Origin of the sequence: Neobacillus niacini (assembly GCF_036961885.1) — a bacterium.
Lineage (GTDB): Bacteria > Bacillota > Bacilli > Bacillales > Cytobacillaceae > Neobacillus > Neobacillus niacini_H.
The window spans coordinates 101,722-118,936 of sequence record NZ_JBALNQ010000047.1 but is presented as its reverse complement, the minus strand read 5'-3'; the positions used below and the strand labels follow the sequence as shown (position 1 = coordinate 118,936).

The 17,215-nt window shown below is 37.6% G+C and carries 19 protein-coding genes; 1 reads left to right on the top strand and 18 read right to left on the bottom strand.

The window, feature by feature from the left end; genetic code table 11:
• Positions 1 to 170: 170 nt before the first annotated feature.
• Positions 171 to 1,043: a YitT family protein gene (locus V7124_RS19090; RefSeq protein ID WP_335409234.1), complete on the top strand. Its 873-nt coding sequence runs from the start codon at positions 171 to 173 to the stop codon at positions 1,041 to 1,043.
• Positions 1,044 to 1,092: 49 nt separating this feature from the next.
• Here the strand turns inward: V7124_RS19090 and ypjB are convergent, their stop codons facing one another.
• The 18 genes from ypjB to V7124_RS19000 all read right to left on the bottom strand — a co-directional run bounded on the left by ypjB (position 1,093) and on the right by V7124_RS19000 (position 17,214).
• The gene (ypjB, locus tag V7124_RS19085; RefSeq protein WP_335409232.1) at positions 1,093 to 1,887 is read right to left on the bottom strand and encodes a sporulation protein YpjB; all 795 of its coding nucleotides are present in this window, start codon (positions 1,885 to 1,887) and stop codon (positions 1,093 to 1,095) included.
• Between the two features lie 68 nt (positions 1,888 to 1,955).
• Entirely contained in the window at positions 1,956 to 2,549 is a 594-nt protein-coding gene (locus tag V7124_RS19080) for a DUF1405 domain-containing protein (protein WP_335492215.1), read from the bottom strand.
• A gap of 263 nt (positions 2,550 to 2,812) precedes the next feature.
• Positions 2,813 to 3,586, bottom strand: coding sequence for a menaquinol-cytochrome c reductase cytochrome b/c subunit (locus V7124_RS19075; protein WP_335409228.1), 774 nt, complete (start codon positions 3,584 to 3,586; stop codon positions 2,813 to 2,815).
• A gap of 65 nt (positions 3,587 to 3,651) precedes the next feature.
• Positions 3,652 to 4,326 carry a menaquinol-cytochrome c reductase cytochrome b subunit gene (gene qcrB / locus V7124_RS19070; RefSeq protein ID WP_090760101.1) on the bottom strand — a complete coding sequence of 225 codons (675 nt, stop codon included), beginning with the start codon at positions 4,324 to 4,326 and terminating at the stop codon, positions 3,652 to 3,654.
• Between the two features lie 3 nt (positions 4,327 to 4,329).
• Positions 4,330 to 4,839, bottom strand: a complete 510-nt coding sequence (locus V7124_RS19065) for a ubiquinol-cytochrome c reductase iron-sulfur subunit (protein ID WP_335409224.1) — start codon at positions 4,837 to 4,839, stop codon at positions 4,330 to 4,332.
• A 140-nt stretch (positions 4,840 to 4,979) separates the two neighbouring features.
• Complete coding sequence (locus tag V7124_RS19060; protein WP_335409221.1) at positions 4,980 to 5,444, bottom strand: YpiF family protein; 465 nt, start codon at positions 5,442 to 5,444, stop codon at positions 4,980 to 4,982.
• Positions 5,445 to 5,537: 93 nt separating this feature from the next.
• Positions 5,538 to 6,104, bottom strand: coding sequence for a ReoY family proteolytic degradation factor (locus V7124_RS19055; protein ID WP_335409219.1), 567 nt, complete (start codon positions 6,102 to 6,104; stop codon positions 5,538 to 5,540).
• A 35-nt stretch (positions 6,105 to 6,139) separates the two neighbouring features.
• A complete protein-coding gene (locus V7124_RS19050) occupies positions 6,140 to 7,405 on the bottom strand; it encodes a tetratricopeptide repeat protein (RefSeq protein ID WP_335409218.1) in 1,266 nt (421 codons plus the stop codon).
• 31 nt (positions 7,406 to 7,436) lie between these two features.
• Positions 7,437 to 8,336 carry a hypothetical protein gene (locus V7124_RS19045; RefSeq protein ID WP_335492211.1) on the bottom strand — a complete coding sequence of 300 codons (900 nt, stop codon included), beginning with the start codon at positions 8,334 to 8,336 and terminating at the stop codon, positions 7,437 to 7,439.
• A 105-nt stretch (positions 8,337 to 8,441) separates the two neighbouring features.
• Positions 8,442 to 9,731 carry a 3-phosphoshikimate 1-carboxyvinyltransferase gene (aroA, locus tag V7124_RS19040; RefSeq protein WP_335409214.1) on the bottom strand — a complete coding sequence of 430 codons (1,290 nt, stop codon included), beginning with the start codon at positions 9,729 to 9,731 and terminating at the stop codon, positions 8,442 to 8,444.
• Positions 9,732 to 9,755: 24 nt separating this feature from the next.
• A complete protein-coding gene (locus V7124_RS19035) occupies positions 9,756 to 10,865 on the bottom strand; it encodes a prephenate dehydrogenase (protein WP_335409212.1) in 1,110 nt (369 codons plus the stop codon).
• An 11-nt stretch (positions 10,866 to 10,876) separates the two neighbouring features.
• Positions 10,877 to 11,989: a histidinol-phosphate transaminase gene (gene hisC / locus V7124_RS19030; protein ID WP_335492207.1), complete on the bottom strand. Its 1,113-nt coding sequence runs from the start codon at positions 11,987 to 11,989 to the stop codon at positions 10,877 to 10,879.
• Positions 11,990 to 12,019: 30 nt separating this feature from the next.
• Positions 12,020 to 12,391 (bottom strand): chorismate mutase, encoded by a 372-nt coding sequence (gene aroH / locus V7124_RS19025; RefSeq protein WP_335492205.1) that lies wholly within the window; start codon positions 12,389 to 12,391, stop codon positions 12,020 to 12,022.
• Between the two features lie 18 nt (positions 12,392 to 12,409).
• Positions 12,410 to 13,480, bottom strand: coding sequence for a 3-dehydroquinate synthase (aroB, locus tag V7124_RS19020; RefSeq protein ID WP_335409206.1), 1,071 nt, complete (start codon positions 13,478 to 13,480; stop codon positions 12,410 to 12,412).
• Positions 13,480 to 14,652 (bottom strand): chorismate synthase, encoded by a 1,173-nt coding sequence (aroC, locus tag V7124_RS19015; RefSeq protein WP_335492225.1) that lies wholly within the window; start codon positions 14,650 to 14,652, stop codon positions 13,480 to 13,482. Before aroC ends, aroB begins: the two co-directional genes overlap by 1 nt.
• A gap of 242 nt (positions 14,653 to 14,894) precedes the next feature.
• Positions 14,895 to 15,341, bottom strand: a complete 447-nt coding sequence (gene ndk, locus V7124_RS19010) for a nucleoside-diphosphate kinase (protein WP_335458713.1) — start codon at positions 15,339 to 15,341, stop codon at positions 14,895 to 14,897.
• A 160-nt stretch (positions 15,342 to 15,501) separates the two neighbouring features.
• Positions 15,502 to 16,464 carry a heptaprenyl diphosphate synthase component II gene (gene hepT / locus V7124_RS19005; protein ID WP_335492202.1) on the bottom strand — a complete coding sequence of 321 codons (963 nt, stop codon included), beginning with the start codon at positions 16,462 to 16,464 and terminating at the stop codon, positions 15,502 to 15,504.
• A gap of 45 nt (positions 16,465 to 16,509) precedes the next feature.
• A complete protein-coding gene (locus V7124_RS19000; protein ID WP_335409200.1) occupies positions 16,510 to 17,214 on the bottom strand; it encodes a demethylmenaquinone methyltransferase in 705 nt (234 codons plus the stop codon).
• Position 17,215: the final 1 nt, after the last annotated feature.

The following is a 17,215-nucleotide window of genomic DNA, read 5'->3' as shown; positions in this document are numbered from 1 at the left end:
AGGAGTCTCGTGCCTTCCGCTCAAATCAACAGGTTATAAAATCAACAGTATCATTTAACTCAACCCTATTTTAAGTATAAGCTTTCCTATTTAAAATTGCTCTTCTTTAGTTAATTCGCTATAATAAAAGCCGCTGAGTGAGGGGAAATTAGGGTAGAGGTGGAAAGATTATGATATTTGGACTAAAAATGAAAAATGTTTTATTTATCTTAATAGGAACAGCCATTATGAGTTTTGGACTTGTCAATTTTAATATGCAGAATAAACTTGCCGAAGGTGGTTTTACAGGTATAACTCTCCTTCTTTACTTCATGTTTAAATGGGATCCATCCTATACTAACTTACTATTAAATATACCTCTCTTTTTTGTCGGATGGAAGTTGCTTGGAAGAAATGCATTTTTATATACGATTCTTGGGACTGTAGGTCTCTCTGTTTTCCTATGGATATTTCAACGTTATCCAATTGACATGCCACTCAAGGATGACTTAACCTTAGCCGCGTTATTTGCAGGTGTCTTTTTGGGTATTGGATTAGGGATTATTTTCCGATATGGCGGCACAACAGGCGGAGTCGATATTATAGCAAGGCTGGTGCAGAAGTATGTGGGGTGGGGCATGGGGAAAACCATGTTTATCTTCGATATTTGCGTAATAGGTGTCTCTGTACTTACATACCTAAATTATAAAGAGGCGATGTACACCCTGGTTGCAGTTTTTATAAGTGCCAGAGTGATTGATTTTATTCAAGAAGGCACTTATTCAGCAAGAGGTGCAATGATTGTCTCTGAGAGAAATGAAGATATTGCAAAAAAGATTATGGAGGAAATGGATCGTGGCGTTACCGTTCTGAAGGGATATGGTTCATTTACTAAAATAGAGCGCGAAGTTTTATATTGTGTAGTTGCTAAAAATGAGCTCGTTCGCTTAAAAAATTTAATTACCTCTGTTGACCCGCATGCTTTTCTCTCTGTCACAGTTGTCCATGATGTACATGGAGAAGGATTTACACTCGATGAAAATAAAAAACCAATTGAAATTTAAAAAGCAATGTCCGCCAGAGGACATTGCTTTTCTGATCCGGTTGAGAATCTCAATCCTTATGAACTCTAGTACGGTTTTTCCTTATCGCTTTTTCACCCTGATATTTTCTCCAGCCTACATAGGATAGAGTTAAAATGATAATGCTTCCAGTTGAAATGATTACCCACCATAATGATGGGTCCGCCTCATCCTCATCCATGTTCTCAAATAGATTTTTCAGGTCCATTTCTAACCCTTCTAATTCCTGTTGGCTTTTTACATTATTAACAACTTCAGAACGATATTCGTCAATGAAATTGATACGTGCGTCTATTCTTTGAATATTTTCTGCAGAAACATCAATTTTCATGCTCGGATAAATAATGTTGTATAATGACATAAAAGCGTTAAAATTGGAGTAAAAATGGGCTGAATCTCCGCTGCTTGCAGCTTCTCTCGCTTCCTGAAAAACCGTCATAATTTGATTCTCCATCTCAGTCCATAGCGGTTGATGGCTAGTGGCGATAGCGTCAACAACTAGACGGAACTTAGTCAGTCTTTGGACTCTTTCTTCATAGTCCATGTTTGGGCTCACCGCTGCCTCCAAAGCTTCATCATGCGAAACAGTTATAATCCTTTGTTGATCCATCGTAAACGAATGCTCTTTGCTCGAGATGTCTGTATACTGTTCTGAAAAATAATCTAACAGTTTTTTGCCATCCTCATATCTCTGAAATTTAATCATTTGAAGCGCTTCATCAGAGATATTATCAAGCCTATCTAATGGTCGTTGCGAATTCGCAAAAACATTCATGGGAGTGAGCATAATGACAATTAAAAATAGTAGTAACCATTTATACCTCAAACCTTGTCCCCCCTATCATCACTATTAAAATGTATGAAGAGGTGGACAAGGTTAGACCATCTTTTATCTTATTTTATATCCAGTTTAAACCGTTTTGGACGAATGACAAAATAATAACCTATACCTATTGAGACGATTGAAAGCCAAAAAGTAAAGTATCCAATTTGCGGTATAAATTCATCTAACATATGATACCTAGGAAGCATGAAAAAGACGTAATCAATAACATCATTATGTAGAGTCCAGATTGCGGCTATAGTCAAGTGCCACCATTTAAAACGATAAAAAGGCGCATAAAGCAATGCTTGGACAGCCATGGCAAAATGTGAACCTGCCAACATCAATCCAATCCAGTCCAACTCACCCTGAATAATAAACACAAGAGAATTCATGACAACCGCCCAAATTCCGTACTTAAATAAAGTAACAATCGCAAGAGATTCTATAAGCGGCCAGTTCTTTTTTAACAAAAAAGCAACAAGTACAAAGACAAAAAATAAACTTGCAGTAGGGCTATCTGGAACAAATATGAGGAAAATGGGTGGTGTTTCCTTTAACTGCCAACCGTACCACACATACCCGTAAGCAGTTCCAGCAAAATTAACAATTAGCAAAAGCCATAAAAATGATCTGTGTGCTAATAGAGGATAAATGCGGTTCACTGTAATTCCTCTTTTCAGTTATTTTAATGGCTGTGTTATACTGGACTGTTGATTTGCGCTCCCAGGCACTTCGCTTTCCGCAGGCGGTTCGGGAAGCCTCCTCGACGCTAAAGCGTCTGCGGGGTCTCCCCTGTCCCGTCCTCCTGCAGGAGTCTTCGTGCCTTCCGCACAAATCAACAGGTGCCATTTTCAATATTCCCCTTTAACACAGCCATTTTAATAATAAAAGCTGACGATATTCCGTCAGCTTTTTAGTATCGCTATTATTTCCCTAAATTTGCGATGTATTCAGAAAGCTTTTTAAGCTGTTCATCATCACCTTTAAAAACTCCAGGAGGCATTGTGCCAATTCCTTCTTTTGCAATTTTGGCAATTTCGTCAGCAGACAGTCCTGTGTCAATTAATGTTGGTGCACCAGCACCACCCTGGAAGCTATCCCCGTGACATGTGATACAGGTATTGTCTGAAGCAATTGTATATTCTTCAGATGTCTTATCAATCTCTACATCAGCGACAATTTTACCATATTCTTTTGCTGCTTCCCAATCATGAGTTGAAGCAGACTGCCATGTTAAAAATGTAATAGCAGCGATTGCTAACAGCATAAAGCCAGTTGCTAATGGACGCTTGCTCGGGCGGCGTTCTGGTCCACGATCTAAAAATGGAGCTAATAACAATGCACCAAAAGCTAGTCCAGGAATAACCATCGCTCCAACAACTGTATAAGGACCAGCTGCAAACTCATACTTCAATAATTGATATAAGAATAAGAAGTACCAGTCTGGCATCGGAGTGTAACCTGTATCTGATGGATCCGCAATCCTTTCAAGTGGACTCGGATGTGCAATTGTTAAACTTAAAAAGCCGACAAGAAATACTGCCCCTACCAACCATTCTTTCAAAAGGAAGTTAGGCCAAAACGCCTCTGTTTTACCAGGGTATTCTGAGTAATCTTTCGGAATATTTTTCATCGTACGGGCTTCTGGTGCAACTACACGAGAGTCGCCTACGAACTTCATTCCTTTACCGCGATGCATCGAACAATCCCCCTCCTTTATTCGTAAATTAAAATTAATAATATTTCGGAATCAGATTAAAAGTATTATAGTGGTCCTGAAATACCTTGTTTACGAATCATCATGAAATGAGCTGCCATTAATCCAAATAATGCAGCAGGTAAGAAGAACACGTGAATCGCAAAGAAACGAGTTAAGGTTTGAGCTCCTACAATCGTCTCATGGCCCGAAAGTAAAGTTTTCAGATAAACACCAATAAACGGTACTGCTTCAATAATTTGCAGTGTAACTTTTGTTGCGAACAACGCTTTCATATCCCAAGGTAATAAATAACCAGTTAAACCTAATGCTAGCATAACGAAGAAAATCAGCACCCCGACTATCCAGTTAAGTTCACGTGGTTTTTTATATGCGCCTTGGAAGAAAACGCGTAATGTATGTAAGAACATCATTACAATAACTAAACTAGCACCCCAGTGATGCATACCGCGTACGATTTGTCCGAATGCTACTTCATTTTGAAGATAGAAAACAGATTCCCACGCATTCTTAATATCTGGTACATAGTACATTGTTAAGAACATACCAGAAAGAATTTGAATTACTGTAACAAAAAATGTCAGACCACCAAAGCAATAAACAAACGCAGAAAAATGATGCGCAGGATTTACATGCTCAGGTACTTCATGATCAGCGATATCGCGCCACAAAGGCGTAATATCTAAACGTTCATCTACCCAATCGTAAATTTTGTTTAACAATGATTACGCCTCCTTTGTCCGCGGTTCAGCTTTTCCTAAATAAAGTAAACCGTCTTTTTCTTGTAATGGATATACATCCAGCGGTGCGATTGGTGGAGTACCCTTAACGTTTGTCCCATCCTTTGTATAACGCCCAAAGTGACATGGACAGAAAAATTCCTCTGGATGTTCCTTATCCGTTCCCCAAGCAACAGTACAACCTAAGTGTTTACATACAGGTGATAAGGCAACAATATTATCTTGTTCATCCTTATAAACCCAGGCAGTATTTGTAACGTCTGCAGTATGCCATGCATCCTTTTGTTCAAACGTGAAATCAACCCGTTGCGGCTCAGCGGTGATGTCAGATATTTTCAATGGAGTTGCAATAAAATCGCCACCTGCTTCCGCGGTTAAAACTGGATCAATTGCAAAACGAACCATTGGCATTAACATTCCTGCTGCCATAAACCCCCCTACACCTGTTAAAGTGTAGCTTAAAAATTGTCTTCTTGAAACGCGATGCTTACTCATGTTTATCCCCCCTCTATTCACAAGTTAAGTCCATCGGACATAAATTAAACACATATTAAACTAGGACATAACAATGATATATCAATCTTTATCCTAGGTCAATATCATACTATTTTAAAAACATGTTTAAACGTAAAGAATTACAAATTTTCTTGCCATTTGTGAGTGAACAAGCTTAAGAGTTGTTTAACCTGACTTTCAATTATAGAAATCTTTTGAGAATCATTTAAGTGTTCGAGTGGCAAAGCTGGGAGCCAGATCAATGAACCCGCAAGTTGACTTTCATGAATTTTCCAATTACTCTCTGAAGTTATGTAAAAAATATGTTTAAATTCATTTCCTTCAATGTTCTCTTCCCATTTTTTCAGCTCACTAAGAACATCCACTGAGTCATTATTCTTTAAATATGTAAATGAAGGAAACAACAATAGTCTTCCAGTAAATTGTCTCTCTAAATAATTGGTTAACAAGGTAATAAATTCAGTATCTGCAGCAGACTGTTTTAATTCATTTCCAAAAGAAAGTGAAATTAAAGGAATAACTGCAGTATCCACGTATTCTTTTGCTGTAAAATATGTTTCAATATCTTTTGAAACCCACTTCATTTTTGACACCAGCCCTTTTTATTCATTAACACTATCATATCATTTTATAATGAAAAAATGATAGCATGGCTTTCAAAAAAAATAGAAGCCTGCTTAGCGCAAGCTCCCATTTTTCTCTGCTTCTTTTAGTTGATTCAGCTGTCCTGTTAAGGAACGAAAGGCAGTTTTATCCTGCTTATCGAGTGCTTCGTCAATTAATTGAAGCAATTTCTCTCGTTGAAACCTTTCAATGCTATTTTGTAGAAATTGCTCTGCTACGACTCCGTCTTTTTCATTTACTTGAAGGTGTTTTGGAACAAATGGGTTTTCCTCTAATACTGCAGCATATTGGTGCGCTTGATTGGAAGCATGAAAGTTTAATTGAATAAAAATATCTTCGTCACGATTTAACCGAATATCGTGAAAGGATTTTTCAGCATCAGTAGTCATCACATTTTCTTTATAAAAACGAAATGGTACTTTATCGACGCAATGTGTTGACATGATCAACCCACGCGGACAATACTGTGCTTGCTCTACAAAATGAACCTTCTCCATTAATTGGTCATGACTCATTAAATAATTAAGAATCCAAACACACTCCCGACGTTTTAATTGATAATGATTTAAAAACCAACGAATAAAGTCCTTTTTCTCGTTGACAGAAACAGGGGTTGCCATATATAGTTTCCCTCCTCTGTATATTCAGCTTTTTATTAATTCTCTCTACTTAATAGACGGTCAAGCAAATCAGAATACTCTCCATTTGTTGGATCACCTTTTTGTAACTGTTTAAAAATTTCGGCAGCAAGGTCGGTTTTTCCTTCTTCAATTAAAAAATATCCATAATCGTTCAAAAATGCTTCATTATTCTTAAAAAAAGTATATGCACTTTCGTATTTGTCTAATGCATAAGAATATTCCTCTAACCTATCATATGCAAGGGCAGAGTCCCATAGGAGCTGAGGCTCTTCATCTTCCACAAAGTCCAACTGTGAAATCAAATCAATTATTGCTTCATATCTTTCCTGATGAAAGAAAAGCTTATTTAAAGTTAGTGCTGCTTCTGTGAAACCTGGGTCTAATGCAAGCGCCTCGCGGAAATACTGTTCAGCGACTTCTGGTTTTGATAGCTTAATGGCAATTTTACCACCATAGAAAAATAAATCCTTATTAAATTCATCCTGTTTCATACCTTCTTGAATAACCTTTAAGCTATTTTCAAGGTCCTCTTCCCGTTCATATGCCTTCGCTAGAGGAAGATAAAGGGAATGGTATTCCGGATCGAGCCCTTTCAATTCCTCGAACTTCTCGATTGAAGTTTGATTATATCCTGCTTGAAGAGCTGTAAAGGCATAACCAAATAGCGTATTAATCTCTAATTTTTGCTCAATCGCTTTGTCATAAAAGGTTAAAGCTTCTTCAAATTCTCCTGAAGCACTTAAAAGCTCGGCCATACGCTGAAAAATACTCACACCTGCGATTTCATCCTGCTCCTTTAAGACGGCCTCATATGATGTCAATGCCTTCTTTACTTCTCCTTGTTCACTATAAAGTTCACCAAGAGCAAAATCAATAATAACCTCATCAGGCAATATATCCTTTGCTTTTAAAAGTTTTCTTTCACATACCTCATATAATCCTTGGACCTGATATAAGTCTGCTAACAATAATAGAGATTGTCCAAAGCTTGGGTCATGTTCTGAAATCTTTTCTAATTCAAGAATTGCTTGTTCATCATCACCAGATTCAACTAATATTTCACCCAGCAAGACAAGGAGCTCACCTTCCTCTGGATATATTGCTAATAGATTTTCTACCAGCGTCTTTGATTCGGCTAAAAATCCATACTGGAATATTTCTTCAGCAAGCAGGAATTTTTCATCGGGCTGACCTTTCGTTAATACAACATTATATTCATTTATAGCCTCATTATGTTGGCCATTCTCCAACATGGTAATAATTTTATTCACTCTGTCCATTATCTCTATCCTCTCGGTTCCCTTGTTTGTATTAAAAAGCAAAATAAGAAGGGGTTCGCACCCTAACATGTTCTCCAAATCCTGGATTAAATAAAACTTCTTCCCCTGCTCGTATTACTTTCCCCTTGTTTACTGTTACCACAAGTCTATCACTATGATAATGAAATAATCCAACTTCATCAACGTTCATGATTTCTCTTGCTTTAAAAAATAAATTATAGCTTACTTCTGATCCATGAAGTAGACTTGCTTTTTGAGGATATAATCCTAATTTGTTTAACATTTGAATGGTTAATGGCTGATTCTCTTTCAGTTCCTCTAGAATTGAAGGAATTTTTCCATTTTCCATTATTACCTTCCATTTCGACAAAGCCCTCCTTGCTTCCTTCTTTAATTCAGTAGAAATTATTGGAACAAGGGGACAATTATACGGGAAGAGCGCTTCTCTAATCCATCCCCAAGGAATTTCCGCTAATTCATCGAGATCATTAATCTCAATAAATATTGCTGGAACTCTTTCTTTCTTACATTTCCTGATAAATGAGGGAGTTAACATCCTGAGAGGGATTGTTACACAAATGAGAAAATCAATAGGACTGCTAATGAGCGCTGTTTTTGTTTCTTTAATTTTATCTGCTAATTCACTTTCAAATGAAATCGAAATAGAGGTAATCAATGTGGTACAACCCTTCAAAAGGAAGGTCTCAATCATATATCTCCGAAATTCTTGAAATGAGGCATTGGGAGGTATTTTAGTGTCTAACAATACATAAGAAGGGGTCATAATAAAAGACTCTGCATCCATTTTCATGTATTTATTGTTACGAATGTGATTTTGCTTTACAGCAATCTGGTTGCCCTTTATCAGAAGTGATGATTTTGAAAGTTTAGTCTCCTTTAGAATATTGGCATTTTCAATGATATATCCCATCCTACCACCCTTTTCGCAAACTATCCTCTTTAAGACAAGCTATGTGCAAGACTCAAAAACTATGACAGAAAAAAAGGCAAAAACAAAAGCTGCACGATGGCAGCCTTAGTTTTTTAAGCTATTTAAATGATTAAAGAAATTAGGATATGAAACTGAGATGGCTTCTGGGTCTTCTAGTTTGACCTGATCCTTGCAAAGCAGAGAAGCAATTGCAAGCATCATTCCAATTCTATGGTCACCATGACTGGATACTGTTCCACCACTAAGAATAGACCCGCCATGGATTACCATTCCATCTTCTGTTGCTTCGATAGTGGCACCAAGTTTTGTTAATTCATTTACAACCGTATCAATTCGGTTCGTTTCTTTAACCTTAAGCTCAGAAGCGTCTTTAATAATCGTTTTACCTTCAGCTTGTGTTGCCAATAAAGCAATAATTGGAATTTCATCTATGAGTCTTGGAATAACATCACCTTCAATGACAGTTCCTTTAAGACTTGACGTTTTAATAGTTAAATCACCTGTTGGTTCGAAGGCGTCAGCCTCATTTTGATGGATTTCTAAATTGGCGCCCATTTTATTCATAATTTCGATAATACCAGTCCTTGACGGGTTGAGACCAACGTTCTTTAGAATAATTTCACTATCGGGAACAAGAGCACCTGCAACTAGGAAAAACGCAGCTGAAGAAATATCACCAGGAACAAGAATATCAGAAGCAATAAGCTTTTGACCTCCCTTTACCGTAATAGTACGATTATCCTTATGAATTTCACCGCCGAATTTTCGAATCATTCTCTCCGTATGATCGCGCGATTCAGCTTTTTCAATTATGGTAGTTTCTCCTTCAGCTTGCATACCAGCAAGGATAAGCGCTGACTTTACCTGCGCACTTGCAACAGGCATTTTATAGTGAATCGGATTTAAGTGACCACCACGAATACTAAGGGGAGTAAATTCTCCATTCTTACGCCCGTCAATTTGTGCACCCATCATTTTTAGTGGCTCGGTCACCCTAGTCATCGGTCTTTTTCCAATTGAATGGTCACCAATTAGCGAAGAAAAGAAGGGTCTACCCGCTAAGATTCCTAATAATAATCGAATAGTCGTTCCGGAATTTCCGACGTCCAAAAGTTCATTTGGTTCCTTTAACCCTTCAAAGCCATTTCCATAGATCGTTAATTCTTGTTCATTTTCTTCAATTACGACCCCTAACTTTCGGAAACAAGAAATCGTACTTAAACAATCATCTCCAGGCAAAAAGTTCGTTACCCTTGTTACACCCTTGGCTATTGATCCAAACATAACGGATCGATGTGAAATTGATTTATCTCCAGGTATTTCAATAACACCCTTTAAACCATTCGATGTTGGCTGTAATTCAATTAATTCCATTTCATCACCTATTTTCAAATCAAATTATGTTCCCATTGAGGTAGCATAGCTTGAGCGGTTATGAATACACTTTTCCGCCCGCTCGCGATCCTCTTCAGTTTGAAAACTAATAACTAGAACTCCGTAAATCTCGTCTTCCCGCGTTTCTAATATACGAATATTTGTAATACTAATATTTTCTTTTGCTAAGTATCCTGTAACCTCAGAAACACTACCAGGATAATCCGGAACGTCAACAAATAAATCGTAAAATGAAGGAATGGCTCCCTTTTCTCTTACCGGCAGGCCATCACGGTATTGCTTGGCTTGCTGAAAATAGTGAAAAATTTCATCACTATTTTCTTGCTCGAGTAACGCCTTCACCTCATCCATTTCTTCCTTCCATTTATCAATTAACTCTATTAAAACCTCGCGATTATGAAGTAATATATCCTTCCACATTGCAGGACTACTAGAAGCAATCCTTGTAATATCTCTAAACCCGCCTGCTGCTAGACGTGGAATAAGACTCTCTTCATCTGCTAACCTTTCCGTTTGACGGACAATCGACGCCGCAATGATATGAGGGAAATGACTTACAATTCCTGTTAAATAATCGTGGGTTTTAGGTGTAACAGTTAAGAATTTTGCATTTGTCCCTATGAGCCATTCCTTTAATTTATCTACTTTTAATGTATCAATGTGGTCCTCTGGTGTTAATAGATAAAAGGCATTTTCAAAAAGAATTTCTTTTGCAGCTGAAACACCACTTTTATGGGAACCAGCCATCGGATGGCCTCCGATAAAGGTGTATCCTTTTTTCTTTAAGCCTGCAGCATTGGCAACAATTTTACTTTTTGTACTTCCTGTGTCAGTAATGATTACATCGGGTTTTAACGATTGCTCCGACAATAGGTGAATAATTGCTTCTGTTTCAATAACTGGTGCGGAAATAATAATTAAATCAGCGGTTTTAGCACCTTCAGCTATATCATCAGCCACTTCATCAATAACACCTAGCATTTTAGCTAGCCTTGCTTGTTCTTGATTAATGTCATAGCCCATTATGATAGAGTCTTTATGTTCTTTCTTTATACATAAAGCTAAAGAACCGCCAATTAACCCAAGTCCAATAACAAACACTCGGCCTTTCATTGGTAGTCCCCCTAGTTTCCACTGAGCTGTACGGTATGTTGTTCAGCTAGAAATTCACCTAATGCTTTAAGGACACCTTCATTTTGCTCGGGAGTGCCAACAGTAATTCTTAATGAACTAGGGAATCCTAGAGCTTTCCCTGATCTTACGATATAGCCTTTTTCTAAAAGAAATTGAAACCCTTGGTTTGCATCAGCATTAATATCAATCAAAATAAAATTAGTTTGAGAAGGATAATAGCTAAGTTTGTGTTGCTCACAGAAGTTATAAAATTGAGTCAAACCTTGTCTATTTTTCTTTTTACATGTTTGCACAAACTCTTGATCAAGAATGGCGGCTTGTGCAGCAACCTGTCCAAATGAATTAACATTGAACGGTTCGCGTGCAGGTTCCAGTGCTTGAATAATATTTGGATTAGCAACACCATAGCCTACTCTTAATGAAGCAAGGCCATATATTTTGGAGAATGTCCGTAAAACGATTAAATTAGGATACGTTCGTGTTAATTGAATAGAATCATAGTAATCATCCGCAACTACATATTCATAATACGCCTCATCCAGAACCACTAAAACATGAGAAGGAACTTTATTTAGGAAAGTAATTAAATCACTTTCCGATACATATGTACCTGTTGGATTATTAGGGCTGCATACCCAAACTACATTCGTATTATCATCAATCGAAGCATACATTTTCTCTAAATCATGTTGACCTTCAAGTAGAGGGATTTCCCTTACCTCTGCTCCCTCAATGACAGCATTATGTTTGTACTGTGAGAAGGAGGGGTTTGCCATTACAGTATTAGCACCAGGATGCAGCAATGATCTTGAAATGATTTGGATTAGATTATCCGATCCATTACCAAATATTAGTTCATCTTGGCTCACCTTTAAAAAAGTAGCTACTGTTTCTCTTAAGTTGGTCATATAGCCATCTGGGTAAATTGGAAATCCGGGTTGATTACTTTGTAGTGCAGAAAGCACTTTATTAGAACATCCTAACGGATTTTCATTTGAGGCAAGCTTAACGATCTTGTCTAAATTATATTGTTTTTTAACTGATTCTATTGATTTTCCTGGCTGATACGGAGTCAGGGTTAATAACTGCTTTTTCCATCTCAATTCTCTTCACTCCATCCGTTAGATACATTATTAAGCCAAAGTATTTCCTAAATCTGGTCTTAAAACCGCTGCCCCTTCTAAATAAACATGGATGATTTCTTCCTGGGTAACAGACGTATTCACGTGCATCATAATTCTAATGCACATTGGCAAAGCATTGGGCACAGGTAATTCCCTCATGCACATAACCGGTACATAAGTCCATCCAGGAAATTTGCGCAGTGCTCTTGCTGGGAAGGCAGCATTTAGGTCCTCAGTGGTTGAAATAAAAACAGAAGCAACCTGCTCTGGAAGAATGTTATTTCCTTCGATTAATTCTTTCATTAGTTCTTCTGTTGCTGATATGATTTCTTCTTCGGAATTACTAGTTACGGTGATTGCACCCCTCATCCCTCTTATCAAGATAAGTCCCCCTTTGTTCTAAAAACTCTTGATCTTGCCTAATAAAAAATCATCCGAAAGCTCTTGTAATTTTGGCTTTCCAATTTCCTCTAGTAATACAAATATTACTGCTCCACCAGCTGATTTTTTATCTGACTTCATTTTTGTAAGAAGTCGCTCTGGTGATAAATGAGATGGAATCTCTGTTTGATAACCAAGTTTTTGTATCCAGTTAATAAATTCTTCAGTATTAAAAGAAAACCCTAACACATCTTTACTTAGTTTTAAGGCAAATATCATCCCGATCATTACTGCTTCACCGTGTGTAAAGTTACCATAGCCCATTTCAGATTCAATCGCATGGCCAAGTGTATGACCAAAATTTAAATAGGCACGAATTCCGGTCTCTTTTTCGTCCTTTGAGACAAATTCATTTTTAATTTTAATCCCTTTTGAAAGTGAATCAAATAATTGTTCAGTTGGTAAGGAGTCAAGATGGCGAATATCAGTTTTTAACCATTCATAAAAGTTAACATCATAAATGAGGGCATGTTTAATAACCTCTGCAAAACCAGAACGAATTTCATGCTCAGGTAAAGTATTGAGTAGTTCAAGATCGTAGAAAACAGCCTCTGGTTGATGGAAAGCTCCAATCATATTTTTCCCAAGCGGATGGTTAATAGCTACCTTTCCGCCTACAGCACTATCATGGGCGAGGATAGTGGTTGGAACTTGAATAAAAGGTATTCCCCTCATAAATGATGCCGCAACAAAACCAGATAAGTCACCTACCGCTCCACCGCCAAATGCGAGAATGACAGATTTTCGATCTAAACGGTTTTCTAGTGCATTTGATAAGGCATCGTAATATACTTCGAACGTTTTAGCTTTTTCACCACTAGGCGCAGTAAAAACAACCGGGTCCCAACCAGACAAAAGCGGTACTAATTTATCCAGATGTATTTTCCCGACCGTTTCATCAGTAATAATTAATATTCTCGTAAGGTTTGGAAAATGATTGGATAAAAATGTACTAATTTCATTACGTATGCCTTCACCAACAAACACCTCATAGTTTTTGGAGCTCGTTTGTATTTGAATAGCTTCCATTAAAATTCCCTCGCGTAATCTCGTTGACGCTTAATTTCTGCTGCGAACGTATCAAAACGATCACTATTAAATTGATCAATCAGAGAATTAGCTAGTTCCCATGCAACAACATGTTCAGCTACAACTGCAGCGGCAGGAACAGCACAGCTGTCAGAACGCTCAACACTTGCTGAAAATGGTTCTTTCGAATCGATATCAACACTCATTAACGGTTTATATAGCGTTGGAATTGGCTTCATTACGCCACGAACGACAATAGGCATCCCTGTGGTCATTCCACCTTCAAATCCACCGAGACGGTTGGTCTTGCGGGTATAGCCATTTTCTTGATCCCAAAGAATCTCATCATGTACTTCACTTCCAGGCTTTCTTGCTGCTTCAAAGCCAATTCCAAACTCGACACCTTTAAATGCATTAATACTTATAATAGCTGCTGCAAGCTTGGCATCTAATTTTCTATCATATTGAACATAGCTGCCTAAACCCGCAGGCATTCCAGATGCAATCACTTCGACAACCCCGCCAATGGAATCACCATTTTTCTTAGCATTATCAATCGCATCCATCATTTGCTGTTCTACCTCTGGGTCGGCACAGCGAACTGGTGAAAGCTCTGCTCTTTCCTTTAACTCGTCAATGGTTAAATGAGCGTTTGCTTTAGCTTTAATACCACCGATTTCAACCACATGAGAAACGAGTGTAACCCCTACTAAAGTTAAAAGTTTCTTTGCAACTGCACCTGCTGCAACTCTTACCGTCGTTTCCCGCGCCGATGAACGTTCAAGGACATTTCTCATATCGCGGTGACCGTATTTAATTGCACCATTTAAATCTGCATGTCCAGGTCTTGGACGAGTTATTTTTCGTTTAACTTCTTCCTCTTGTCCTTCAATTAATGGGTCTGCTCCCATAATTTTAGTCCAATGCTTCCAGTCATTGTTCTCGACAATTAATGCAATGGGCGATCCAAGTGTTTGGCCATGTCGAACTCCAGAAGTGATTTCAACCGTATCCTTTTCGATTTGCATTCTTCTTCCACGTCCATAACCCTGTTGCCTTCTTGCAAGCTCTGTATTTATATCCTCTGCTAATAATGGCATTCCTGCTGGGAGTCCTTCTAGAATAGTCGTTAATTGTGGACCATGTGATTCTCCAGCTGTTAAATATCTCATTCCCATAGTTCTTTCCCCCTTCAACTCATTAAAGGATTTTTATCAATATACCATATTAACAACAATAAACCTAGTGAAATTATCTGAAAATAGCATAAACTGATAGAAATTATTTAATTAATGATAAACACGTTTCGTTCATTTGTACACCCATTATTCCTGAAATTTTTTTAAAACTCTGATGAATGCGCATACAAAAAGGCACCTGTATAGTAAGATACAAGCGCCTTTTTATAGTTAACCTAGTAAATCCACTCGTTCACTAGTTTAGAGTACTCGACAACTCCGCCATCTTTAAAAAACAACCCAATTTCACGCTCTGCACTTGCAGGAGAATCTGATCCATGAATAACATTTTTTCCAACAGTTAAACCAAATTCACCACGGATCGTACCTGGAGCTGCATCCTTAGGATTCGTTGAACCCATCATTTGACGAGCTGTTGCAATAACATTTTCACCTTGCCAAACCATAGCAAAAACCGGACCAGATGTGATGAAATCTACCAATTCACCAAAGAATGGACGTTCTTTATGCTCACCATAGTGCTCCTCGGCAAGTTCAGTCGGAATACTCATCAATTTAGCTCCAACTAATTGGAATCCTTTTTTTTCAAAACGAGCAACGATTTCTCCGATTAAATTACGCTGTACACCATCAGGTTTCACCATTAAAAATGTTTTTTCCATGAATTCCACTCCTAAAATAGTATGTATAATAATTGTCATAGTGGGACAATCCATCAAGATGTTAACATTTTTTTGAATATTTCACAAGTCGAAAACGATTTCATTGTATGAAAGATGGCAAAACAAAAAGAGAGTAAACCAAGGTTTATCTCTCTTTCACCTAATATTTTCGTCTTCCGATAAACTTTGCAATGTCTCGAAGTGTTTTTTTAGCTTTATTTGCAGGGAGATCTTCTAATACGGTCAATGCTTTATCTAGGTACCTATCACTTAATGAGATAGACCTTTCAATCGCACCTGATTCTTTAATTAACGTGATAATCTTGTGTATTTGTGCAGGTTCCATAGCCTCGTGAACCTTTTCAATCTCCTCGCGGATCCGATCATTTTCCATTGCATAAAGGGCGGGAGCGGTAATATTTCCCTGGAGTAAATCACTGCCTGCAGGCTTTCCAAGCTCTTCTTCTGTAGCTGTAAAATCAAGAATATCATCTGTAATTTGAAATGCCATACCCACATAATAGCCAAATAGATATAATTTATTATGAATGCTTTCTTCCACATCAGCAGCAATCGCTCCAAGCTGACAACTCGCAGAAATGAGCAACGCTGTCTTTCTCTTAATTCTCCGTAAATAATCCCTAAGATTTTGATCAAACCGATATTTATCTTTTATTTGTTGGATTTCACCAACCGCTACTTCAAAAATTGTATTCGCTAAAATTTTATGTGCTAAGGGCTTATTCATTTCGCTCATTAATTCAAGAGACAGCGCAAAAATAAAGTCACCGGTATACATAGCCGTTTTATTGTCCCATTTTGCTTTAACAGTTGGCTGCCCTCTTCGTAGATCAGCATCGTCAATTACATCATCATGTACAAGTGAGGCCATATGAATGAGTTCAAGTCCAACGGCAACATTTTTCATTACGTTAATATCGTATTGACCGAACTTACCAGCCAATAAAACAAAAACAGGCCGAATTCTTTTACCTCCTGCTTGCAGGGTGTGCAAAGAAGCCCGTTTCAAAAAATAAGAATCCGATTGGATAGTCTCTTCTAATTTTTTTTCAATTAAATTAATATCTGAATTCAAAAATGAATACATCATCTTTAATTTCATTTGTATTCACCAGCTTTTCGTCCTGTTTGCATGTCTAATATTAAATTACTTTTTATATCCTATATGAACTGCTGCAGCTCCTCCACTATATGGCTTATAAAAGACATCTTTAAAGCCAGCAGTTTCGAACATTCGAGCTAATTCTTTCATGCCTGGGAAATTACGCGCAGATTCATGAAGCCAGGAATATTCTTGATAACTCTTAGCAAATAACTTGCCAAAAAACGGCATAATATAACGGAAGTAAAAATAGTAAAGCTGCTTATACCCTATTAAGGTGGGCTGGGAGGTTTCAAGGCAAACAGCGATTCCCCCTGGTTTTAATACACGATTCATTTCTTTTAAAACTTGAAGATAATCTGGTACGTTTCTTAAACCAAAACCAATCGTTACATAATCGAAGCTATTATCTGGAAAAGGGAGCTCCATGGCATTACCATGTATTAAGTTAACATGTTTTAATCCCAAGCTCTTTACTTTTTCAATTCCAACATTTAACATGTTTTGACTAAAGTCAAGTCCAGTAACCTCACCGGAAGTACCAACTTCCTCTGCAAGTGCAATCGTCCAGTCTCCAGTTCCACAACATACATCCAGCGCTTTCGAACCTGGCTTGACATTCATTCTTTTCATCGTATCTTTACGCCATTTGATGTGCTGCTGAAAACTAATCACTGAGTTCATTTTATCGTAGTTATCGGAAATTTTTTCAAAGACCTTATGAACTCGTTGTTCCTTAGATTGCTGCATA